This window comes from Nonlabens sp., from assembly GCF_051251825.1.
Taxonomy (GTDB): domain Bacteria; phylum Bacteroidota; class Bacteroidia; order Flavobacteriales; family Flavobacteriaceae; genus Nonlabens.
Genome location: NZ_JBPOGG010000013.1, coordinates 14,968 through 37,136 on the forward strand (window position 1 = coordinate 14,968; position 22,169 = coordinate 37,136).

At 36.4% G+C, this 22,169-nt stretch carries 21 protein-coding genes; 12 read left to right on the forward strand and 9 right to left on the reverse strand.

What is annotated here, in order from left to right; genetic code table 11:
* On the forward strand, positions 1-408 hold the full coding sequence (locus ACSHWW_RS12515; protein ID WP_435682802.1) for an OsmC family protein: 408 nt from the start codon (positions 1-3) through the stop codon (positions 406-408).
* Positions 409-423: 15 nt separating this feature from the next.
* Here the strand turns inward: ACSHWW_RS12515 and ACSHWW_RS12520 are convergent, their stop codons facing one another.
* The 4 genes from ACSHWW_RS12520 to ACSHWW_RS12535 all read right to left on the reverse strand — a co-directional run bounded on the left by ACSHWW_RS12520 (position 424) and on the right by ACSHWW_RS12535 (position 5,839).
* Positions 424-2,832 (reverse strand): hypothetical protein, encoded by a 2,409-nt coding sequence (locus tag ACSHWW_RS12520; RefSeq protein WP_435682803.1) that lies wholly within the window; start codon positions 2,830-2,832, stop codon positions 424-426.
* 219 nt (positions 2,833-3,051) lie between these two features.
* The gene (locus ACSHWW_RS12525) at positions 3,052-3,579 is read right to left on the reverse strand and encodes a DUF4136 domain-containing protein (protein ID WP_435682804.1); all 528 of its coding nucleotides are present in this window, start codon (positions 3,577-3,579) and stop codon (positions 3,052-3,054) included.
* A 68-nt stretch (positions 3,580-3,647) separates the two neighbouring features.
* On the reverse strand, positions 3,648-5,672 hold the full coding sequence (locus ACSHWW_RS12530) for a urocanate hydratase (protein WP_435682805.1): 2,025 nt from the start codon (positions 5,670-5,672) through the stop codon (positions 3,648-3,650).
* Positions 5,669-5,839: a DUF5522 domain-containing protein gene (locus ACSHWW_RS12535; protein ID WP_435682806.1), complete on the reverse strand. Its 171-nt coding sequence runs from the start codon at positions 5,837-5,839 to the stop codon at positions 5,669-5,671. Before ACSHWW_RS12535 ends, ACSHWW_RS12530 begins: the two co-directional genes overlap by 4 nt.
* A 69-nt stretch (positions 5,840-5,908) precedes the next feature.
* Here ACSHWW_RS12535 and ACSHWW_RS12540 point away from each other — a divergent pair, with 69 nt between their 5' ends.
* From ACSHWW_RS12540 to hemL, 4 genes are read left to right on the forward strand one after another with little or no spacing between them, the layout of a single operon-like run.
* Positions 5,909-6,244: a hypothetical protein gene (locus tag ACSHWW_RS12540; protein ID WP_435682807.1), complete on the forward strand. Its 336-nt coding sequence runs from the start codon at positions 5,909-5,911 to the stop codon at positions 6,242-6,244.
* Complete coding sequence (locus ACSHWW_RS12545) at positions 6,241-7,230, forward strand: 1-aminocyclopropane-1-carboxylate deaminase/D-cysteine desulfhydrase (protein WP_435682808.1); 990 nt, start codon at positions 6,241-6,243, stop codon at positions 7,228-7,230. The genes ACSHWW_RS12540 and ACSHWW_RS12545 overlap by 4 nt, the downstream gene beginning before the upstream one ends.
* Positions 7,220-8,065 (forward strand): glucosaminidase domain-containing protein, encoded by an 846-nt coding sequence (locus ACSHWW_RS12550; RefSeq protein WP_435682809.1) that lies wholly within the window; start codon positions 7,220-7,222, stop codon positions 8,063-8,065. Before ACSHWW_RS12545 ends, ACSHWW_RS12550 begins: the two co-directional genes overlap by 11 nt.
* 9 nt (positions 8,066-8,074) lie before the next feature.
* Positions 8,075-9,367 (forward strand): glutamate-1-semialdehyde 2,1-aminomutase, encoded by a 1,293-nt coding sequence (gene hemL / locus ACSHWW_RS12555; RefSeq protein WP_435682810.1) that lies wholly within the window; start codon positions 8,075-8,077, stop codon positions 9,365-9,367.
* Between the two features lie 106 nt (positions 9,368-9,473).
* Here the strand turns inward: hemL and ACSHWW_RS12560 are convergent, their stop codons facing one another.
* The 3 genes from ACSHWW_RS12560 to lysS all read right to left on the reverse strand — a co-directional run bounded on the left by ACSHWW_RS12560 (position 9,474) and on the right by lysS (position 12,199).
* The gene (locus ACSHWW_RS12560) at positions 9,474-9,848 is read right to left on the reverse strand and encodes a hypothetical protein (RefSeq protein ID WP_435682811.1); all 375 of its coding nucleotides are present in this window, start codon (positions 9,846-9,848) and stop codon (positions 9,474-9,476) included.
* A gap of 115 nt (positions 9,849-9,963) precedes the next feature.
* On the reverse strand, positions 9,964-10,389 hold the full coding sequence (locus ACSHWW_RS12565; RefSeq protein ID WP_435682812.1) for a hypothetical protein: 426 nt from the start codon (positions 10,387-10,389) through the stop codon (positions 9,964-9,966).
* A 118-nt stretch (positions 10,390-10,507) separates the two neighbouring features.
* Positions 10,508-12,199, reverse strand: coding sequence for a lysine--tRNA ligase (gene lysS, locus ACSHWW_RS12570; protein ID WP_435682813.1), 1,692 nt, complete (start codon positions 12,197-12,199; stop codon positions 10,508-10,510).
* Positions 12,200-12,608: 409 nt separating this feature from the next.
* On the opposite strand from lysS, the gene ACSHWW_RS12575 reads away from it, so the two are divergent.
* From ACSHWW_RS12575 to ACSHWW_RS12590, 4 genes are all read left to right on the forward strand, one after another.
* Positions 12,609-12,776, forward strand: a complete 168-nt coding sequence (locus ACSHWW_RS12575) for a YqaE/Pmp3 family membrane protein (RefSeq protein ID WP_435682814.1) — start codon at positions 12,609-12,611, stop codon at positions 12,774-12,776.
* A gap of 67 nt (positions 12,777-12,843) precedes the next feature.
* On the forward strand, positions 12,844-13,230 hold the full coding sequence (locus ACSHWW_RS12580) for a hypothetical protein (protein ID WP_435682815.1): 387 nt from the start codon (positions 12,844-12,846) through the stop codon (positions 13,228-13,230).
* Between the two features lie 68 nt (positions 13,231-13,298).
* The gene (gene lipB / locus ACSHWW_RS12585; protein ID WP_435682816.1) at positions 13,299-13,997 is read left to right on the forward strand and encodes a lipoyl(octanoyl) transferase LipB; all 699 of its coding nucleotides are present in this window, start codon (positions 13,299-13,301) and stop codon (positions 13,995-13,997) included.
* 61 nt (positions 13,998-14,058) lie between these two features.
* Complete coding sequence (locus ACSHWW_RS12590; RefSeq protein WP_435682817.1) at positions 14,059-15,135, forward strand: DNA topoisomerase IB; 1,077 nt, start codon at positions 14,059-14,061, stop codon at positions 15,133-15,135.
* 114 nt (positions 15,136-15,249) lie between these two features.
* Here ACSHWW_RS12590 and ACSHWW_RS12595 read toward each other — a convergent pair whose 3' ends face one another.
* A complete protein-coding gene (locus ACSHWW_RS12595; RefSeq protein ID WP_435682818.1) occupies positions 15,250-17,679 on the reverse strand; it encodes a hypothetical protein in 2,430 nt (809 codons plus the stop codon).
* An 85-nt stretch (positions 17,680-17,764) separates the two neighbouring features.
* Positions 17,765-18,364, reverse strand: a complete 600-nt coding sequence (locus tag ACSHWW_RS12600) for a ribonuclease HII (RefSeq protein ID WP_435682819.1) — start codon at positions 18,362-18,364, stop codon at positions 17,765-17,767.
* 294 nt (positions 18,365-18,658) lie between these two features.
* Between ACSHWW_RS12600 and ACSHWW_RS12605 the strand changes: the two genes are divergently transcribed.
* The 3 genes from ACSHWW_RS12605 to ACSHWW_RS12615 all read left to right on the forward strand — a co-directional run bounded on the left by ACSHWW_RS12605 (position 18,659) and on the right by ACSHWW_RS12615 (position 22,167).
* The gene (locus ACSHWW_RS12605) at positions 18,659-20,644 is read left to right on the forward strand and encodes a putative porin (RefSeq protein WP_435682820.1); all 1,986 of its coding nucleotides are present in this window, start codon (positions 18,659-18,661) and stop codon (positions 20,642-20,644) included.
* A 159-nt stretch (positions 20,645-20,803) separates the two neighbouring features.
* Entirely contained in the window at positions 20,804-21,778 is a 975-nt protein-coding gene (locus ACSHWW_RS12610; RefSeq protein WP_435682821.1) for a hypothetical protein, read from the forward strand.
* 104 nt (positions 21,779-21,882) lie between these two features.
* Entirely contained in the window at positions 21,883-22,167 is a 285-nt protein-coding gene (locus ACSHWW_RS12615; protein WP_435682822.1) for a hypothetical protein, read from the forward strand.
* Positions 22,168-22,169 lie beyond the last annotated feature (2 nt).

A 22,169-nucleotide genomic window follows, 5' to 3' on the forward strand; every position in this document is an offset into this window, starting at 1 on the left:
ATGAAAGTGTTCCTAGAAAGAAAAAATAACGATTACTTACTAGAAGCAAAAGGAGTTTCGGGCAATACAGTGCTGATTGATCATAGCGGTATGGAAGTCGTGCAAGGAGTAAGTCCTATGGAATTATTGCTTATGGGCGTAGGTTCTTGTAGTGCGATAGATATTATTGCGATTCTTAAAAAGCAACGTCAAGAAATTACGAGTTATAAAGTTGAAGTGACAGGTGAGCGTTATGAACTAGATGATTCTAAGCCTTTTAAGTCCATGCATTGTCATGTGTTTCTAGAAGGAAATATCAATTTAGATAAAGCTCAAAAAGCAGCAAATCTCAGTTTTGAGAAATACTGCTCTGTTTCAAAGAGTTTTGATAAGTGTATTAAGGTTAGCTATGAGGTAAGCGTTGATTAATTAACAATTCATTTTTTACTTAATTTTTTCAATAGTGAAAAAGTTGCTTCCAGCTTCAGGTCGCATGGTAATAGTTCCATTATTGGCAGCTTGTTCGACGTGAACAAAAATTTCATCGCCAGCTTGAATTTCTATGATTTCTGTGATGTTTATGCTGGAAGTATTAGATCCGTTTCGATTTCTTATAAAATTATTTGCTGTAGGTGAACCAGGATGCACAATGGATCCCGAACGATTAATTCTTAACTCGGCGTCTAACTGTAAGTCTACAACGGTAGTGGTAGGGTCAATAATTATAGCCATAGCTACAAAGACTCTATAGCGTCCTTCTTCATTAACGGTTAATCGAGTTTGCGATGGACCTTCTATAGTTGTAAATAGGGAAGAATCATCATTCCACTCATTGAATTCAAATAATTCTAACTCAGTTCCAGCAGTAGTGTTGAGGTTTTTATTTCTATTTGCGGCATTTCCAAATCTTGCTGAGCGATCCTCAGCAAATTGTGGTTTCCATCTACTGCCATTCCATACATATGTACCAACTCGTACATCATTCCTGTAGCCTGCAGGAGTGAGGTTTTCGACAGTATTATATACCATAGTACCTCTGCTTGGAGAAGACGGTAATGGAGCAAAACTCGTAGCGCTTGTTAAGCGTACTCGGTTCATAAGGAATCCTTTATCATTGTGAGAAAGTGCTAAAGACGCGTATTCTGGGTTTGAGTTAGCTCCTATTTCAACATTTTCTTTAGTAGGATGTGCGCTAATAATAACGCCACTATCACCACGAACTTGAAAATTCATTTCAGGATCACCATCTGGATTAATAGTCACTTGTCTAGATGTCCCAAATTCTTTTAAAGTAAAAAAATCATAACCGTTACTGGTAAGTGTAAGGTCAGTATTATTTGATGCTAGGTACATACCCGATCTAGTATTTTCTAAAAATGAAAAAGAAGGTGACGTTTCAGTACCATTAGAAATACTTCTTAAAGTACCATTAGTTTCAAATCTAAAACGATCATTATTATTCGTTTTAACAATAACTGGAAAGGAGTTGTTACTTCCTATTCTAGAAGCGCTAGTAATTGTATTACCACTCGTGCTCCAAAAGCTTGTGGTTAGGTCCACAAAATCAGTAACGCCAGCTGCGCTCATAGCAAGAACTTCACCTACAGCACCTGAGGTAGCTGGCATGAGATAACGCTCTGATGACGTTGTTGTATTACCTAGCGACATTCTACCTATAAAATAACCTGCATAACTATTTAAATTACGAACATCATTGTATATTCCATAGTTCACACCAGCTGCTGTTGAAGATATTACCGTGTAAACACCATATTTACGTTGAACTGATGAACTCGTTCCTATAGTATTATACAGGCCATAAAATCTGCCTGTAGCCGAACTAGGAAATGAGTTATAGGTACCATAAGTGTTCCCTGTACTATTACTAAATGTATTATAAGTACCATACCTAACACCTGTACCATCAGAAAATCTGTTATATGCGCCGTAAGAGGTATTTGATCCAGTTTGTTGAAAATAACTGTAATTACCATAAAGCGTTCCTTCAACACTATTGTAAAATCTGGAATAGGTTCCATATTTACTTTGTGAACCTAAGCCTCTAATGCTATTGTATAATCCATAAAAAGTTCCAGCACTGCTAGAAGGGAAACTGTTACGAAATCCAATTTTATCATCAACTCCGCTGTTTAAAAATGTATTACTTACACCTGTAATATCTTTATTACCATCAATATCAAATTGCTGATAAGTTCCAGTAGTTGTATGTTCTGTAGGAGAAACGCTAGTAACACTAGTGTAATTTCCATATACATTATTTATAGCTGCGTCAATATCTAAAATATTAAAAAATCCTCCACCGCTATTTCCATCTAATCGATTGGTGAATCTTGCAGTATACACATTAGTTCCAGTAGATCTATCTTGAATAACATTCAATCCATAAGTTAAATTCTCGTCTGTATTAGTGACCTGTAATTTTCCATTTGTAGTGGCTGCACTTGAACCTATAAGTGTTTGTCCCATATGGTACATGGCGTCATTTGTGTCATTAGGTGGAGTGGTTGTTCCTACTTCATAGAAATCTGCATCTGGAGTGTCAGTATTTATAGGCTGCCAAATGGTTCCATTATAATAATAGAAACCAGTACCAGCACCATTTACCGTCGCTGCATTAGTATTATAAATAAGTAAACCAGTGGCAGCGGTATTAGTCCCGTCTAATTGTGTTACGTTCACATTTGTTAGCGAAACTCGAGGAATTAAAACACCAGAATCTGTACTTTGTATATCTAACATACTACTAGCGTCTGGAGTATCTGTGTTAATACCTACTTGAGCGCTTGCAATTACTCCTATAACTAGGAATAAAAAGAGAGTAAATTTTTTCATAATCATAAATATGCTCAAAATTAAGAATTTAGGTTAAAAAATGCATTTAATTCGATTTTATTATACTTTAATCCGATTTAAATAATATTTACACGCTGAACAGCACTTATTTGTTAAATTTCATCCCTTATTAAAGAAAGTTCTACTAATAACATTATTCCATAAAAAAGCTCCCATTTCATAGTTTGAAATGGGAGCTTTCTTTATGAATGTTGACATTTACCCTTGCGGTGGATATTGCATCAAGATCTCTTGAACAATTTTTTGAATACGTTCTGTTTTCTTTACAGGATCATTACTACGTATAGGAGCAGTTCCTACACCTTGCCAGATCAATTCCTTTTTCTGAGCATCTATAAAATCTATATGAAGAACACCTTCATTTACAGTATTGACGTTATTTCCAAAACTGCCGCCCCAACCGAAGCCACCCCAACCAAAGCCTGCATTCCAACCCCAATTGTTATAAACGTCTACGCGTTGCTGCGTTTTAGTAAAAATATTAACCATTACATCAGGAGTCTGCGATTTAGTCCATCCACTAGCAAGCATTTGGTCGTCGATAGCTTTAAGGATTCTCTTTTTGTCGAGATCGCTTATGTCTGCTTCGTCAATTCCTTGTTTGAAATATCCGTAGGTTTTGAATTGATTAAAATCAGTTCCTACAGCATAATCTTGTGAAACTCTTACGGTTTGGCATCCTACTAAAAGGATCAATGCTGCGATAAATAAGGTAGCTTTTTTCATAATGGATTTTTTTAATACGCTTTCGCGAAAGCGTAATTACTCTACACTTTCAACAAAAATAATTCAACTTATTTCATTAAATCATCACTTACACTGTGTGGTATAGTGACTTGCAGCTGCGGATTCATTTCCATGGCTCGTTGAATTGCAAAAACAGCATTTTCATTTCTCGCCCAGTTGCGACGAGCAATACCGTTATTTACATCCCAAAATAACATGGATTCTAACTTTTGTTCTGCTTCTATAGTACCATCAATAAGCATACCAAAACCACCATTAATTACCTCGCCCCAACCTACACCACCACCATTGTGAATAGATACCCAAGTTGCTCCACGGAAGCTGTCACCTATCACGTTCTGTATCGCCATATCTGCCGTGAAACGAGAACCGTCATAAATATTTGAAGTTTCACGATATGGTGAATCTGTTCCCGAGACGTCATGATGATCGCGTCCTAGAATTACTGGTCCTATTTCTCCAGCTTTTATCGCTTTATTAAATGCTCTTGCGATTTCAATACGTCCTTGAGCATCGGCATAAAGGATACGGGCTTGAGAACCTACAACGAGTTTATTTTCTTGAGCTCCTTTAATCCACTTGATATTATCCTGCATTTGTTGCTGGATGCGTTCTGGTGCGTCTTGAGATAATTTTTCTAATACGTCAGTCGCAATTTGATCTGTTTTCTTAAGATCCTCTGGATTGTTTGAACCACAAACCCATCTAAATGGACCAAAACCATAGTCAAAACACATAGGTCCCATAATATCCTGAACATAAGATGGATAACGGAATTCCTTTCCGTCGCCAGCAATATCAGCATCGGCACGGCTGGATTCTAGTAGGAAAGCATTTCCATAATCAAAGAAATACGTTCCCTTATCAGTATGTTTATTTATGGCATCTACATGTCTACGTAAAGAGCGTTGCACTTCTTTTTTAAACTCCTCAGGTCGATTGCTCATCATCTCGTTAGATTCTTCAAAAGAAAGATCTACTGGATAATAGCCACCAGCCCATGGATTATGTAAACTAGTCTGATCACTACCTATGGAAACATGAATATTTGCTTCATAAAGTGTTTCCCATACATGTACTATGTTGCCTTCATAAGCGATGGAAACCGTTTCTTTATGTTCTTGAGCACGTCGTACGCGCTCAACTAAATCTGTTGTATTCTTAATCACCACATCTACCCAACCTTGAGAATGTCTAGTGTGAACAGCTTTAGGATTCATCTCTGCACAAATGGTTATACAGCCTGCAATGTTTCCTGCTTTAGGCTGTGCGCCGCTCATTCCACCTAGTCCCGAGGTAACAAATATATTTCCCGTAGGTTCCTTTTTGATTTTTCTAAATGCGTTCAACACAGTAATCGTCGTTCCATGAACTATTCCTTGCGGTCCTATATACATATAAGAACCAGCAGTCATTTGCCCATATTGTGTCACGCCTAGCGCATTAAATTTCTCCCAATCATCAGGTTGTGAGTAGTTAGGAATCATCATTCCGTTAGTGACTACACAACGTGGTGCGCCTTTATGAGAAGGAAATAATCCCATAGGATGACCACTATACATGGCAAGAGTTTGCTCATCGGTCATTTCACTCAGGTATTTCATGGTAAGTAAATACTGTGCCCAGTTTGAGAACACGCCACCATTACCACCATAAGTAATCAATTCATGTGGATGTTGCGCAACAGCATGATCCAGATTGTTTTGAATCATTAACATGATTGCAGCAGCCTGCTTAGATTTATGTGGATAATCCTCAATATTACGCGCCTTTATTTCATAATCGGGCATGAAACGGTACATATAAATACGACCATAATTTTCCAGTTCTTTTTTGAATTCTGGAAGTAAAGTCGCATGATGTTTCGGTTCAAAATAACGTAAGGCATTACGCAGCGCTAGTTCTTCTTCTTCTGGAGAAAGAATTTTTTTGCGTTTAGGAGCGTGATTTACATTAGGATTATAAACGTGAGGTGCTGGTAACGTATCTGGAATTCCTTGTTTTATGCTGTCGCGAAACCTGCCTGCCGGCAGGCAGGACGACTCCTTATGGTTTTTAGCTGTATCAATCATGCTTTTTTTTTAATAGTATCTGACGATTTATCATAACCGTAAGGACAATGGCGGCAACCACTTTTACAGCAATAACCACGTTTCAAGTGATATTGCTCTGTAAAACAGCGGTAACCTTGAGGTGTCAAATAATAGTCGCCTTCTTCTACGGGAATGATTTTTTTCATTGCTATAAAAATACGACAGAGTTTGCGGTCTTTAAAGGAATGACGTGGTAGAAGTATTATTTTTACATCATGTTTATAAAACAAGTCTCCATCTTTAAATGGGTTAATGGTATGGTTATATGGCCGTTCTTATTTGTGCAGAATAAGAACTTTTGCAAGGACGCAACCTTTATGAACCATGAGCGCATTCATGCGAGGCAACAATTAGAAATGCTGTTACTTCTATTTTTCTTGTGGTATGGAATAGAGTATTTAATCCTCAGGTTAAAATACAATCATGATCGCGCATATCGCAACATCGTTTTTGAACGTGAGGCTTATGCGATGGAGTGTGATATGGAATATTTAAAACATCGTAAAATGTGGAATTTTACACGGTTTTACTCAAAAAAGTATAGATTATGAGTCTTTTTGAGGTAAAAAAAGCCATAAATCAGCCATTTCGTAATTATAATGATGGTGCGATTACTGTAGATATGAAGCGAGACGATTTGTTGCATGATCAAGTGTCTGGAAACAAATTGCGTAAACTCAAATACAACATCCTCGAAGCCCAAAACTTAAAACACAAGACCATACTTACTTATGGAGGCGCATATTCTAATCACATTGCTGCAACAGCGGCTGCAGGAAATATTTGCGGTTTTAAAACTATAGGTATAATAAGAGGAGATGAACTAGGATCAAATCTTGAAAAAACTTTAAAAAACAACCAAACTTTAAAAACCGCTCAGGCACTAGGCATGCAGTTCAAATTTGTATCTCGTTCCGCTTACAGAGATAAAAACACGGCTGCTTTCCAAGAAGCTTTAGGAGAAGAATTTGGTTCTTTTTATAACATCCCAGAAGGTGGAACTAATGCGCTTGCAGTTAAAGGAACTGAAGAAATTTTAACTGATACCGATAAAGAATATTACGACTATATATGCGTCGCTGCAGGAACTGGCGGAACTGCTGCCGGAATAATCAATAGTGCCGCACCACATCAGAAAGTTTTGGTCTTCTCAGCTTTAAAAGGAGATTTTATGTTTGACGAGATAGCTCGTTTTACAGATCGTGAAAATTTTATGGTCTTTGATGAGAACAGATTTGGTGGTTATGCAAAATCTAGTGATGGATTGATTAAGTTTATGAATGGACGCTTTCGTACTTCGGCTGAGCTCAGCATAAACTCTAGTGTAACCCCAGAAAATCCTGGAGGAATTCCACTGGAACCTATTTATACAGGAAAAATGATGTACCGATTAGAACATCTTGTTAAGACTGGCGTTATTACTGGAGAAACTCGTATTTTAGCCATTCATACCGGTGGATTGCAAAGTATCGCTGGATACAACGCTTTGCTGGAAAAGAAAGGAAAAATTACCTTAGATTATATCCATGAGATTTAAGTCATTACTATACATCGCTCTTATCGCATTATTTGTAGCTTCTTGTGGCTCAAATAAAAAAGTTGTCACTACTAAAAAGCGTGATAAAAAAACAACTTCTCGAGTTGATAATCGTACTAAGAAACCTCAAGTAACTACAGTTCCTAATGCGGAAAAAGATAAAGTCACTGAAACGGTGAAACCGAGCAGTGGAGATAAAGTTGCCAACTATGTAGCTCAATTTAAAGATGTTGCCATGAAGGAAATGCAGCTCTATAAAATTCCTGCAAGTATAACGCTAGCACAAGGTATTCTAGAAAGTGGATCTGGATTTGGAAGATTATCTGTTGAGGCAAATAACCACTTTGGGATTAAGTGTCACACCGCATGGACTGGTGAGCGCATCTATCACGATGATGATGAAGATCAAGAGTGTTTTAGAAAGTACGTTTCTCCCGATTATTCTTATCGTGATCATTCTTTATTTTTAACGCAACGTAAAAGGTATGCTGGTTTATTTCAACTAGATCAAGACGATTATAAAGCCTGGGCAAAAGGATTGCGCAAAGCAGGATATGCTACAGATAAAAAATATCCACAAAAATTAATAAGCCTTATTGAACGCTATGAGTTGTATCAGTATGACGCTATGGTTTTAGGAAAACCAGTTTCAAAACCTATTGAGAACAGTGAAGTAGAATCCACAACTGAACGTCATATCGTGAAAGCTGGTGATACTTTATATAGCATCTCTAGAAAATATAATATAACAGTAGACCAATTGAAAGCATATAATAATTTAACGTCTACAGATTTAAGTATAGGTCAAGTGCTTATCGTAAAATCCAAAATTTAAAGATTTTTCATGTCATTTAATTATCAACGTAGTAGTGCGCTTTTTAAAGCAGCACAGCAAGTTATACCTGGTGGAGTAAACTCTCCAGTAAGAGCATTTAATGCCGTAGGTGGTTCTCCAGTATTTGTAGATCATGCAAAAGGAGCTTATCTCTATGACGTAGATGGAAATAAAATCATCGATTATATAGCGTCATGGGGACCTATGATTTTAGGTCACGCATTTGAACCAGTCATAGACGCTGTAAAAGCCGCTGCAGACAAAGGCACTTCTTATGGAATGCCTACAAAACTAGAAACTAAAATTGCAGAACTCGCTGTTTCTATGGCGCCTAACGTGGACCAAATACGTATGGTTAATTCTGGAACTGAGGCCTGTATGAGCGCAGTGCGCTTAGCTCGTGGATTTACTGGACGTGATAAAATCATCAAGTTTGCTGGCTGTTATCATGGTCACAGTGATTCATTTTTAATACAAGCTGGAAGTGGTGCGGTAACCTTCGGTAGTCCTAATAGTCCTGGTGTGACTCAAGGAACGGCCAAAGATACTTTACTCGCAGCCTATAATAATCTAGATCAAGTAGCTGAGATTTTTAAACTCAATAAAGGCGAGATCGCATGTGTAATTATAGAGCCTATTGCTGGAAACATGGGTTGTATCGTTCCGCAAGATGGATTTCTAGAAGGAATAAGAAAATTATGTGATGAAAACGGCGCGCTTTTCATATTTGATGAAGTCATGACTGGTTTCAGGCTTGCCTCTGGTGGTGCGCAAGAAACAACTGGTGTAAAGGCAGATATCGTTACATATGGTAAAGTCATCGGTGGTGGATTGCCCGTAGGAGCATTTGCCGCTCGTCAAGAAATCATGAATCATTTAGCACCACTTGGTCCTGTTTATCAAGCAGGAACTTTGAGTGGAAATCCGCTGGCGATGAGTGCTGGTATTGCCATGCTATCTCATTTACAGAACAATCCAGATATTTTCACCAGCCTAGCTCAAAAAACAGAACGTCTTCATAAAGGAATTGATGCTGTTTTAAGCGAGAAAGGAATGCCTTATCAAATCAATAGATATGGTTCTATGATGTCAGTTCACTTTACAGATCAACCAGTAGTTGACTTTGCAAGTGCTGCCACGGGAAATAATGAATGGTTTAAGAAATTTTTCCATGGACTTTTAAATCGTGGTATTTACTTGCCGCCTAGTGCTTTTGAAAGTTATTTCTTGAATGACGCGTTGAGTAATCAAGATATCGATAATACTATTGAGGCCAGTAGAGAAGTAGTGGCAGAGTGGTAATATAATTACGCTTTCGCGGAAGCGTATGGTCAAACCTCAAATCAACTCATAAAAAAAATCCGTTTCTTTTAAGAAACGGATTTTATATAATTTATAGTTTTTAAAACTACTTAGGACTAATTGCGTTTTGAACCATCGCATATTTATCTTCTCCTAGAAACTGTTTTAATTGAGTTTCAAAAGCGTCTCTTACATCATTAATCTTAGACTGCTTCATAACAGCTGTAATGTCTTCTCTCTCGATAGATGCCGTTTGTGATTCTTTATTATGAACTAGTTCATATAAAGTATCTCTGTTTTTTGCATCTACGTTACCTAGAGACATTATTTGATCTACTTTTTGATTCACAATAGATTCAAATTTCTCTGTTTTTTCTTTAATCACACGGCTATTTTCTAATTGAGCTTGAGTGATTTGAGGAGCTTGTGCATAACCTATTCCTGCAGTAGCAATCGCTATTATAAAAAGTAATTTTTTCATGTTTTGTTTTTTCAAGAATTTAAAAATAAGAAATAAATCACATATTTAAAGCAAAAGTCCCTATCATTCTCACGATAGGGACTTTCCAACTAACCAAAAACTAAACTAATTCATACTAATTTCTACCTCTGCGTTTCTTTTTTCCTTTGCGATCGTTGCCTCTCATTTTGTGCATCATCTTTTCCCATTTTGCATACTGCTCATCATTAAGAATCTTTTTCATAGCGCGTTTCATCGCAATTTTCTCATCCATCATGGCTATTTTGGCAGCTTTCTTTTGATCATCAGTTAATTTCTCGTGATCTTCTCGGGACATTTTATTTGCTTTTCTTTTTTCTGCACCTTTTAACAACACTTGAAAAACTTCTTTTTCTTGCTTGTCAGAAAGATCTAGAGCCAGTGTCATTTTTTTAGATTGAAAAGTCGCCATTTCTTGCGGACTCACATCTTTCATGCGTTCTCCACGATCACCTTTTCTACCTTCTTGAGCTTGTGCTACAGTCATTGCCAATAAGGCAATAATTACAATTAATTTTTTCATTTTCTTTTTTTTAAGTTACACATCTATGACTATGTGATTGATGAAAAAGTTTAATTGAATCGCATAAAAAAAGCCTTTAAATTTAATTAAAGGCTTTTAAGTGTTTAATAATCAGTGTTTAAATGGTTTTTATAAATAAACCATCATCTGTCTTTTCGACTTTGGCAATTTTCTTACCAGTAAGTCCTTTGACAGCTTTATCCCATTTTTTATTACTCAGTTCAACTTGGCTTTTTAAAGCATTCAAGTCCATTTGAGATTCTTTTTTAAGAATGTCAAAAACGGTTTTTTCATCTTCAGTAAGGTCAAGCGCTTTTTTCTCAGGTTTCATTTGAGGGAAAAACAATACTTCTTGAATAGAAGGATTATTAGTTAAGAACATGATCAATCGATCCATTCCTATTCCTAATCCACTTGTAGGCGGCATACCATATTCTAGCGCTCTCAAGAAATCTTGATCTATAAACATCGCCTCATCATCTCCACGATCTCCTAGAGCAACTTGAGCTTCAAATCGCTCGCGCTGGTCGATCGGGTCGTTTAACTCTGAGTAGGCATTTGCGATTTCTTTACCACACACCATTAATTCAAATCGCTCCGTTAATTCTGGGTGATCACGGTGCTCCTTAGTAAGTGGTGACATTTCCTTAGGATAATCTGTGATGAAAGTAGGCTGGATGTAGTTTCCTTCACACTTTTCTCCAAAGATCTCGTCGATTAACTTCCCTTTACCCATGGACTTATCTACGTCTATTCCTTCCGCTTTCGCGAAAGCGTATAACTCATCCTCACTTTTTCCAGTAATATCAAATCCTGTAAAATGCTTAATAGAATCTGTCATCGTAATGCGAGGATATGGTGCTTTCCACTCAATAGTGTGCTCACCAAACTGGCTCGTCGTTTTACCGTTCACCTTTACCGCACAGTGCTCTAATAAACTCTCTGTAAAGTCCATCATCCAGTTGTAGTCTTTATAAGCTACATAAATTTCCATAGCAGTAAACTCTGGATTATGCGTGCGATCCATTCCTTCATTACGGAAGTTTTTACTGAATTCATAAACACCATCAAATCCACCTACTATGAGTCGCTTCAAGTACAATTCGTTTGCGATACGCATGTAAAGTGGTATATCCAGTGAGTTGTGGTGCGTAATAAATGGACGCGCTGCGGCTCCACCTGGAATAGGTTGTAGGATAGGAGTTTCAACTTCAAAATACTCGCGATCGTTAAAAAAGTTACGCATCGCATTAAAAAGCTTAGTGCGTTTCACAAAAACTTCCTTCACTTGCGGATTCACAACAAGATCTGCATAGCGCTGGCGATAACGCATCTCAGGATCTACAAATCCGTCGTGTACGTTTCCATCTGCATCTACTTTAGGTAATGGTAATGGTTTTAAAGACTTGGTAAGAAGTGTGAATTTTTTAACCATAATGGTCATTTCGCCCACTTGGGTTTTAAAAAGTTCACCTTCTATTCCTATAATGTCTCCTATGTCGAGGAGTTTTTTGTAAACATCATTATACTGAGATTTATCATCTCCAGGACAGATCTCGTCACGGTTAAAATATACTTGAATACGTCCTTCACTATCCTGCAGCTCTGCAAAAGAAGCTGCTCCAGCGATACGTCTTGACATAAGACGTCCTGCGACGTTAACCTGTTTACCTTCTTTGAAATCTACTTTTATGTTTGCAGATGTGTTATCTACAGGATATAAAGCTGCTGGATAAGGATCAATTCCCATCTCACGCAATTTGCCTAATTTCTCACGGCGTATGATTTCTTGTTCAGAAAGTGGATTCATGTCTTAGTTTATTAAGCCTGCAAAGGTAAATAAATGAACTCGAACTCGAACTTGAAAATGAAATTGAAACTGAGGAAAAACGTCATTCCGAGCTGTGCGAAGGAATCTGTGTGTACAGAACCGCTGAGAAAATCGAGAACGATTGTAATGAGTTTGAACAAGGCTAGTATTTTTAACGTGATCTGGAAATGAAGGTAATATCGTTTTTGATAAAACAGATTCCTTCACTACGTAAACTTCGTTCGGAATGACGTTTTGCTTCGAGAACGTATAGGAAATTCTACATGGTTTCAATTATGGTAATTATAATTGTAACAAACTGGTTCTATTTCAGTCATATTATTAAATATTTAATAGGTCCGTAGCTTAACTAAAAACTAAGGACTTAAAAACTAAAGACTAAAAATATATGAGCTTTTGGCGTGTTTTACTTGCAATCATTTTTCCACCACTTGCTGTGATAGGAAAAGGTTGTGGATCTATTTTAATTGTATTTATCCTAACCTGTCTAGGTTGGATCCCTGGTGTGATTGCAGCACTTATTATTCTCAATAAACAAGAAAGCCCTTATTCATAAGCAACCTTTTGATTGAATGAGCATCTATAGTGTTATAAACGCCCATTTAATTCAAAATATAAAACTCATGAAACGTCTTATTTTACTACTTGTTACTGCAGTCACAATCATCTCCTGTTCCATGGAAGAAGATTACAACACTTATAATGTGACTAACAATTCTGCTGAGGAAATCTATATCGCCTTTGATTATGATAATTCTGTGATTGCTTCTTTTGAAGATCCTGGAACTGTAAACAGTAATAGAATCATTCCATCTATGCAAAGTTTTCTTTACTCCGTAGATGAAGGTGTGCTTACAAATGATAAGAAGCTCACTCTTATTGTAGTGACTAAAGCTGTCTATGACGCAAACCCATGGCAAGATATTGTAGATAATGATTTGTATGATGAGCGATATGATTTAGGTCTTTCTGAAATAAGAGCTCTTGACAACGAGATTGTTTATAATTAAAAAGTTTCTCTCTTTTTTAAAATAGGAAACTGCGATAGTAATATAGTTGCAAGTTTTACCTTTGTCCTATGAATAAACAAGTTCAGTTTAGAGATTTAGGTCGCAAGGATTATAAAGATACTTGGGATGAACAAGAGCAGCTCTTTAAGGATATTATTGATGTAAAAATCAAGAATAGGAGACACGATGCTGGTCTTGAAACTGATAATCATTTACTTTTTGTTGAACACGATCATGTTTATACCTTAGGTAAAAGTGGTGATTTTGAAAATCTACTGGCAAACGAGGATTTGCTTAAAAAGATAGGTGCTACTTTTTATAAAATTAATCGTGGTGGTGATATCACGTATCACGGACCAGGACAAATTGTAGGTTATCCTATCCTAGATCTCGAGAATTTCTTTACTGACATTCATAAATACCTGCGTTTTCTTGAAGAGATTTTCATCAAAATTCTTGCAGACTATGGTTTAAAAGGTGAGCGCAGTGAAGGAGAAACTGGAGTGTGGCTCGATGTAGGAACACCATTTGCTCGCAAGATTTGCGCCATGGGCGTGCGCGCTAGCCGCTGGGTAACTATGCATGGTTTTGCTTTTAATGTAAATACAGATTTAGGTTATTTTGATCATATCATTCCTTGTGGAATTGATGATAAAGCGGTTACAACACTTGCGACTGAGCTCAAGCGTCCTGTAGATGAGAATGAGGTAAAGGAAAAGATTAAATTGTATTTCTCAGAGTTGTTTGAGGCTACTTTAGTTTCCTAATTATCTATTAATTGGTATTTATTTAAGTTTTTGATAATCATATCCCATCTATTTTTAGGGTATGACTTTATCGCCAGCACAAATAAGAGAATGTTTAACACAACCAGAAGCAGCTGCTCAATTAGCTGATCTTGTTTACATTCAAAATAATAACCTCAATATTTATCGTAAAAAGTATGGAAGAGGTTACTCGTATCTTATCAATAATACGGAACGTTTAAAAGATAAAAATCAAATAAAAAGAATTAAGTCTCTAGTAATTCCGCCAGCGTGGCAAGAGGTGAGAATAAGCGAAATTCCTAATGGACACCTACAAGTAGTAGGACGAGATGATAAAGGTCGCAAAGTATATTTATACCACGATCTCTGGTCACTACTACGCAATCAGACTAAGTTTTTTAAAATGATTGCATTTGCAAACGCATTACCTAAAATTAGAAAGCGATTAGAGAAACATCTAGCTCAATCTGGAATGCCTAGAACAAAATGTCTAGCACTTGTACTATCTATTATGGATCAAACGTATATAAGAGTAGGGAATCAGTATTATGCAGATAAAAATCAAACCTACGGACTATCAACTTTAAGGACCAGACATGTCACTGAAACAGATGAAGGATTGAAGTTTACGTTTACAGGAAAGAAAGGTGTATCTCAAGAAACATCTATTGAAGATGATGATTTAGTACATCACATACAGCAGTGTGAGGAAATACCAGGTTGGGAATTATTTCAATATTATGATGAAAACGGTCATCATGAATCTATAGATAGTGGAATGATTAATGAATATTTGCATGACATAGCTGGTGATATTTTTAGTGCCAAAGACTTTAGAACTTGGGGTGCAACTCGGGAGTTTTTTGAAAAACTAGTAGAGTTGCCTGAGCCTGAAACTATTAAAGAAACAGATAAAAACATTCTCAGCGCCTACGATAGCGCTGCAGAAGCTTTAGGGAATACCAGAACAGTATGCAGAAAATATTATGTGCATCCACAAATTCCAGAGGTGTACCGAGATGGTGAATTTCAAATTTATAAGGATAAACTTACCATCTTAAAAGACTCTAAGCATTTCACAGCTACAGAGAAATGTATTCAAGAAATCATCTCTGATTTTGAAATTAAATTTAGTTAATAAAAAGATTTAAATTTTAAGTTAGACTGTTTAGTAGTTATCACTCTTAACAATGAAATTTAAATTTCTTAATGGAATTAAGAAAGCATTTTTGCCTACTGCCTAATAGAAAAATTACCACTTATAAATAATCACATCATCACCATCAAGTGTAGCCATAAAGTTGCTCTGCGACCTTGCAACTGCCGATTTCTCTTTACCGTAAACTGGAAATGAATTCAAGATATTTCCTCCTTTATCAAGAACATAAACTAAGCTCTCACCAGAGTCGATTAGATGTAAGAATTCTTCACGCAGCAATTTATCAACTTGTACATTATTATAAGTACCATAAGGTAATTCAATACTTTTGCCATTGAGCACCAGCTTATTATTGGTCTGTATGATTTCAACGCCTCCTAAAGCTGTGTAATGCTGAGTATCTGATATTTTTTTACCTGAATTTGTCACTTTTCCAGTGGTTGGATTTAGATAAATGAGTTTATCTCCATCTACCATTTTAATGAGATTCTTTTGGAAACTCATGGTTCCGTTGAGTGCGACTTTGTCTTTTACTTTAGTTCTTACTCCAGCGGTTCTGTTGAGTAGTGAGATGGTTTTGTCTGCTTTCGCGAAAGCGATATAATCACGACTTCCTACTCTATAATGTTGCGGCTGACTCGTAATGTCTTTACCTTTTTTATATTTGAATCCTTTAACCTCTTTACCGTTGATGTCATACATGGTTAAATCATCACCGTGCGTGACTAGAAAACGGTAATTGCGATTACTATCATAGTCAAAAACGCTTAGTGGCTGCGTGATGCCACCTTTAATTTGTAGCGGATATTTATTCACATTTTTACCATTGCGATCTAGATAATAAATCGATTTGCTGGTGGCAAAAGCCAATTGTTTACGGCCGTTTTTATAACCGTCAACTGCAGTGATTTCTCCCAAAATTATGGCATCAAGTTCCTTGCTCCAGTGCTTTTTTCCAGTGTCTGAAATGAGATGCAATTTAAAATCGGCATCTTGAAAAGCGACGTCGTGCTTACCAGTAATGTGATTAGGGAACATAAATGGTCCTGCGATAATCTTGCTTGCAGACTTATACGAGCCTGATTGTACTATTCCCGCAGCTGTATTGCGACCATCAACTTGAGGAATACTCGTGTGATAATGCGCGTATCCTTTTTCATGCACGTACTGACTCACCATAAATGGAAAATCGTTGCTCGATATTTTTTTAACGATTTTGGCATCATCATTACTCATGGAAGATTCTTGAATATTATTCAAGCTCGTGAAATACATTAAGGTGCTGGAATCACTAATATTACTCGATAAGTCTTCCCACCATGATTGCTGTGAAAGAGAAGATTTGTTCTGGTAGCTCACTATGAATTCCTCTGGTGCGGTAGCGGTTGTAGATAGTATTAAAAAGTCTTCAATGACAGTGAGAAATTTATAATCTGCAGCTGGTAGTAAAGGTTGCATCCCTGTGGTTTTTACAGGTTCACGTAATTCATAAATAGTAAAATTACGATAGTCAAATTTTGCGCTCGTCGCACTATCCATGTCCATGAATAAGGCTTCAAAAGGTTTTAATGAAAACACTAGAGCATCGGTTTTAGGTAATACTACTTGCGAGAGTTCAGTGCTGTTTTCAAGAATTAATTTTAAAGTTGGATTTAGTTTTGTGCTGCTGCTGTTATAAGCATTTACTTGTTTGTGAAGTTGATTAACATCGCTATAAGTAACTAAAACCGCTTGATTAACAGATGCTGGAATGATGGCAGGAACTCTGTTTTCTTGAGCTTTAATGTTGTTAAAAATAGCATGAAATTGCTGAGATGAATCTGTATAAGTAAAGATTCCATCTATATTAAAAGCATGATCTGTTTTGCGAGGTTCGAGCTGGAACCAGTTGCCGCGGACTTTGGAAGAAGTAGATTTTTGCTTTAATAAAAAGTGCTGGAGCCAGTCTTTTTGTGCGCCGTGAATGTAAATACTCAAATCACTTTTTGAAGTGCGGTTATAGATAGACGCAAACTGAGAATCAAATACATAATCCTCAACATCGCGTCTTATCAAGCTTTCTATAACCAGTTTTGATGAGCTAGCAAGATGAAAACCGTTATGATTGATGTAATAATATGGAACTGCGTGTGAGCTGTCTTCTCCATAAGTAACCTTATTATAAGTATGAACTGTCATACTATCAGGTCTTATGAGCTTGCTTTCTATCTCTTGAGTAATAAGTGTGACTGCGATATTATCTTTTCCTTCTGGACTTATTGCGATAAGACTTTCTCCTTTAAGATCATAATCGTTTAGGAAATCGGTTGATTTTTTTAGTTCTTGAACTCGTTCTAGATTTTCAATCTTGCTAAATAATGCGCTTGATGATAATAAATCACTCAAGTTCTCGACATCGCTGGTCGCGATGACTATTTTAGAATCTGTAGGAATTCGGTTGAGAATTTGCTGATTTACAGCTGCATCTTCAGTGCAACCTATTAAGAATAAGCTTAGAAATAGAACGGCAATGAGGCCACGCATAGTTTAAGTGTTTGTACAAAAATAGAAAGATAATCTTCTACAACTACAAAGAATATTATAAAGTAGTGGAAACAATATCAACAGGTTAAACGTCCAGTTTAAGTTGCTCTGGTAATAGTTTAAAAGTAGTTCTATGATATGGCGTTGCACCATGTTTTCTTATCGCGTCACGATGCTTGAGGGTGGGATATCCTTGATTCTTGTGCCAGTCATATTGTGGATATTCTTGAGATATTTTCTCCATATAATCATCACGATACGTTTTGGCAAGAATAGAAGCTGCTGCGATATGCAAATATTTTCCATCACCTTTAATGACTGTTGTTGCCGGAATACCAGGAAAAGGTTTAAAGCGATTTCCGTCCACAGCAATATGTTGTGGTGTCACTTGAAGTCCTGCAACAGCTTGGTGCATCGCAAGAATGCTGGCGTTGAGAATATTTATTTTATCGATGGTTTCCATCATCACATGAGAAACATGATAGGCAATTGCATGTTCTTCTATAATTGTTCTGAGTTCATATCTACGCTTTCGCGAAAGCTTCTTACTATCATCTAAGAGCTCATTTCTAAATCCTGGTGGTAAAATAACAGCAGCAGCAGTCACCGGACCGCAAAGACAACCTCGACCAGCTTCGTCTGTGCCACATTCAATGATATTAGGATGAATTTGATTCAAAAGCATGATGCAATTTAGTAATTATCTTAATGTATGTAAGTCGATTTGAGGAGATGATATTTTATTGAAGAAATATTTTTAAGTGCAAGATACAGTCTCAGTCTCAGTTTACAGTCACAGTCTCAATAGTGATGATTACCTTTTAAGTTTAAGTTTAAGTTTAAGTTTCAATTTCAATTTCGATTTCAATTTCATCTTCAAGTTCAGCTTCGAGTTCAAGTTCACAAAGAGATTCTCTATAATAGGACGATTATAAAAGCGTTATAATGTTTACTTTTGATTCCTTGAGCTGTTTTGCACATGAATAAATACTTTTTTCTCTTTTTATTAATACCTCTAATGGGTTGGGCGCAATTGCCTACACCTACTCAAAGTGGTCAGATTCCGCAAGGTGGAACAAATAGTGGCAGACCGCAATTCGGTAAAGAAAAAGACTTAACGGTTGAAGGAGAAAAACCACCTATTACAGATTACCTTATTATCTCCCAAAGTCGTGACACTACTTATGTAGATACTACACTAACCATGGCAAAGGATTACAAATACAATTACCTGCGCCGTGATGACTTTGAATTAATGCCTTTTCATAATGTGGGAAGACCTTATAATAGTTTGAGTAAAAACTTTGATCTAGACTTACTCTCACCACGCATGGGAGCGAGAGCAAAACATTTTAATTATATAGAGGTAGATGATGTTTATGATTATCATGTACCTACACCACTTACAGAACTATATTTTAAAACAGTAGTAAATCAAGGACAGCAGCTTGATGGCTTGTTTACTTCAAATATTTCGCCTCAATTAAATTTTTCCATATCCTATAAAGGAATGCGTAGTGCTGGAAATTATGTAAACACACTTACCAGTACTGGGAATTTCAAATTCACGACTAATTACGTTTCAAAAAATAACAAATACCGATTGCGATTACACACAGTATTTCAAGATATTTCAAGTCAAGAAAATGGTGGATTGACTAGTGAATCGCTGGAAGGTTTTGTGTCTGGAAATGATGATTTACAGGATCGAGGAAGATTAGAGCCTAATCTTGCAAATGCAATAAGTCTTTTAAAAGGAACACGTTACTACCTCAATCATGATTATGAAATTCTGGGTGATAAAGATTCTACCTCATACTATAGCGCTCGTATTTATAACACGGCTTTTTATGAAGATAAGTTTTATCGTTTTGAGGAGTCTCAATCAAGTAACGATTTTCTAGGAGATTCTTATGTGAGTTCAAATTTAAGAGATCAAACAGATCATGAAGAAGGCGCGATCGAGGCAGGAATGACTTATGATCATCATATTTTAGGATATTTTAAAGCTGGAGTTGCTCGTCAAAAATATAATTATGGCTACAATAGAACGCTGGATTTAGGAGCTGGAAACTTTATCACAAATAGATTGCGTGGTGAGCTGTATCAGTTTAAAGGAGCTTTTGAAAAACGTATCGGTAAGTTTGATGTGAAAGCAAACACAGGAATAAACATTGCAGGAGATCTCGATGGTCAGTATATCAATGGTAGCGCTCGATATAATTTTAATGATTTTAAGATAGAAGCTGGAATTGCCATAAGTTCAAGAGCGCCAGATTTTAATTACTTATTATTTCAAAGCGATTATGTAAATTATAACTGGCAAAATAGTTTTAATAATATTGAGAAGCAGCAATTCAACTTTAGTGCACAATCAGATAAGTTCTTTGATCTAGACGTTACATTTACCACGATTCAAGATCAAGTATATTTCCAGCAAAATGATGTACTGGATACAAATGGTGAAGTTACTGGTTATAATGCAAAACCATTTCAAGCTGCAGATGATATCACTTACTTAAAAATAAAAGCTCACAAGGATTTTAAATTCTTAGGGAAATTTGGTCTTGATAATACGGTCATGTTTCAAAATGTGACACAAGGATCGAACATTATCAATGTACCAACTTTTACCACCAGAAACTCCTTATACTATAAAGACCGATTATTTAAAAATGCCTTACTACTGCAAACAGGTATTACAGTAAAGTACTTTGATTCTTATTTTATGGACGCTTATGATCCAGTTCTAGGAGAATTTATGGTGCAAACAGATGAAAAATTAGGAGCCTTTCCTATGGTGGACTTTTTTGTAAATGCTAAAGTGCGCCAAACTCGTATTTTCCTAAAATTAGAACACCTCAATCAACTATTTGCAAGTGGCGACGATTACTTCAGTGCGCCGCGTACTCCTTATCGTGACTTTACGGTGAGATTTGGAGTGGTGTGGAATTTCTTTTTGTAAAATGTAATACTCTAAATATTATATTAAAATCGTAATATATTTAGCTTAAATTTTTGTTTTCCTTTTTTTTATTCTGTTTTTATGTTAAAACTCTAACAATAACTATGGTTTGCCCGTGTGGTGTCGTGTATCTTTAGAGTGAACAATTAAAAATTTTTTATGAAAAAGCAAATTTTAGCAATAGCAGTATTAAGTTTAACCATATTCTCTTGTACAAGTGATGATGATGGTGGATCAACTACTCCTAATCGTGCAGAGCTTTATGCTACAAGTACGGCAAATGGTGACATTACCGTGTACGATCTTGTAAACGGTACATCTACATTAACAACGAGCTCAACATCAAATGAAGGTATTCAGTATGATGCTGGAAGCGATGAGCTTTTCGTAGCATCGAGAAGTGATTTATACCTATCAGTATATCCAAATATTGAAGCACAGGTTAACGGAACTATGACAGCAATAACTGGTGTAAATAGTGCAGCAAACCTAATTAGTCCTAGAGCGCTAGCAATTAGTGGCGATAAAGTTGTTGTAGCAGATAATGACACTAATCAATTTTATGTATTTACTAGAACAGCTGCTGGTTTAACACTAGGAGATGTAGTAGACACAGGATTTCCAGTTTGGGGAATTGAATTTGTAGGTGACGATTTATATGCAGTGGTAGATAGTTCATCTGATCTTGCGATTTATGAAAACTTCTTAGCAAACTCTTCAATTAGTTTACTTGCACCAACTAAGCAAATTACAATTGAAGGAATAGTAAGAACCCATGGTATTGCATATGATGCGACTGATAATTTATTAATCATGACAGACATAGGTAGTGCAATGAGTGATTCTGACGGTGGATACCATTTAATACCTAACGCGACTACACAAATTGCTGGTGTTGCAAATGGAGGAACTTTGTCTGTAGCTACTCAAACAAGAGTTGCTGGTTCAAATACTTTAATGGGTAACCCTATAGATGTAACTTATGATACAGTTTTAAACACGGTATACATTGCAGAAATCGCCAATGGTGGTGGTAGAATCTTAGGATTCTCTGCAACGGCATCTGGTAACGCTACTCCTAACGAAAGTAATATGTTAGCTGGAGCAAGTTCAGTTGATTTTTATAATGAATAGGATACAATCATTAAATGAATGAATAAACTGCCCTGCAATTGTAGGGCAGTTTTTTTATGTCTTTATTTAGAATTCCTTTAAAAAGGTTGTTTAACTTTGAGACGATGAAAAGGCGTCTTTTTATATCACGTTTGTTACTTGCCATTTTTGTGATGGTCCAACTCTCTACGCTCCATGAATTGGGGCATGAGGATAGTTCTCATAATTGTGATATATGTATCGTAGCGCATGACATGCAATCTACCGCGCTGGAAATTCAGCCGGTTCTTGTAATTGAAACTCCTGTTGTCTTTACTTTTTATAAGCAGGATAGCTATGAGTATTACGCTTCCGCGAAAGCATATTCAAAAACATCACATCTCTCCATACGACCACCGCCAGCTGTTTAATT

What these genes read in the sequence shown, in the direction of transcription:
- ACSHWW_RS12515 (WP_435682802.1), top strand. Translation starts at nt 1, where the DNA reads ATGAAAGTGTTCCTAGAAAGAAAAAATAACGATTACTTACTAGAAGCA.
- ACSHWW_RS12520 (WP_435682803.1), bottom strand. Translation starts at nt 2,832, where the DNA reads ATGAAAAAATTTACTCTCTTTTTATTCCTAGTTATAGGAGTAATTGCA.
- ACSHWW_RS12525 (WP_435682804.1), bottom strand. Translation starts at nt 3,579, where the DNA reads ATGAAAAAAGCTACCTTATTTATCGCAGCATTGATCCTTTTAGTAGGA.
- ACSHWW_RS12530 (WP_435682805.1), bottom strand. Translation starts at nt 5,672, where the DNA reads ATGATTGATACAGCTAAAAACCATAAGGAGTCGTCCTGCCTGCCGGCA.
- ACSHWW_RS12535 (WP_435682806.1), bottom strand. Translation starts at nt 5,839, where the DNA reads ATGAAAAAAATCATTCCCGTAGAAGAAGGCGACTATTATTTGACACCT.
- ACSHWW_RS12540 (WP_435682807.1), top strand. Translation starts at nt 5,909, where the DNA reads ATGTTTATAAAACAAGTCTCCATCTTTAAATGGGTTAATGGTATGGTT.
- ACSHWW_RS12545 (WP_435682808.1), top strand. Translation starts at nt 6,241, where the DNA reads ATGAGTCTTTTTGAGGTAAAAAAAGCCATAAATCAGCCATTTCGTAAT.
- ACSHWW_RS12550 (WP_435682809.1), top strand. Translation starts at nt 7,220, where the DNA reads ATGAGATTTAAGTCATTACTATACATCGCTCTTATCGCATTATTTGTA.
- hemL (WP_435682810.1), top strand. Translation starts at nt 8,075, where the DNA reads ATGTCATTTAATTATCAACGTAGTAGTGCGCTTTTTAAAGCAGCACAG.
- ACSHWW_RS12560 (WP_435682811.1), bottom strand. Translation starts at nt 9,848, where the DNA reads ATGAAAAAATTACTTTTTATAATAGCGATTGCTACTGCAGGAATAGGT.
- ACSHWW_RS12565 (WP_435682812.1), bottom strand. Translation starts at nt 10,389, where the DNA reads ATGAAAAAATTAATTGTAATTATTGCCTTATTGGCAATGACTGTAGCA.
- lysS (WP_435682813.1), bottom strand. Translation starts at nt 12,199, where the DNA reads ATGAATCCACTTTCTGAACAAGAAATCATACGCCGTGAGAAATTAGGC.
- ACSHWW_RS12575 (WP_435682814.1), top strand. Translation starts at nt 12,609, where the DNA reads ATGAGCTTTTGGCGTGTTTTACTTGCAATCATTTTTCCACCACTTGCT.
- ACSHWW_RS12580 (WP_435682815.1), top strand. Translation starts at nt 12,844, where the DNA reads ATGAAACGTCTTATTTTACTACTTGTTACTGCAGTCACAATCATCTCC.
- lipB (WP_435682816.1), top strand. Translation starts at nt 13,299, where the DNA reads ATGAATAAACAAGTTCAGTTTAGAGATTTAGGTCGCAAGGATTATAAA.
- ACSHWW_RS12590 (WP_435682817.1), top strand. Translation starts at nt 14,059, where the DNA reads ATGACTTTATCGCCAGCACAAATAAGAGAATGTTTAACACAACCAGAA.
- ACSHWW_RS12595 (WP_435682818.1), bottom strand. Translation starts at nt 17,679, where the DNA reads ATGCGTGGCCTCATTGCCGTTCTATTTCTAAGCTTATTCTTAATAGGT.
- ACSHWW_RS12600 (WP_435682819.1), bottom strand. Translation starts at nt 18,364, where the DNA reads ATGCTTTTGAATCAAATTCATCCTAATATCATTGAATGTGGCACAGAC.
- ACSHWW_RS12605 (WP_435682820.1), top strand. Translation starts at nt 18,659, where the DNA reads ATGAATAAATACTTTTTTCTCTTTTTATTAATACCTCTAATGGGTTGG.
- ACSHWW_RS12610 (WP_435682821.1), top strand. Translation starts at nt 20,804, where the DNA reads ATGAAAAAGCAAATTTTAGCAATAGCAGTATTAAGTTTAACCATATTC.
- ACSHWW_RS12615 (WP_435682822.1), top strand. Translation starts at nt 21,883, where the DNA reads ATGAAAAGGCGTCTTTTTATATCACGTTTGTTACTTGCCATTTTTGTG.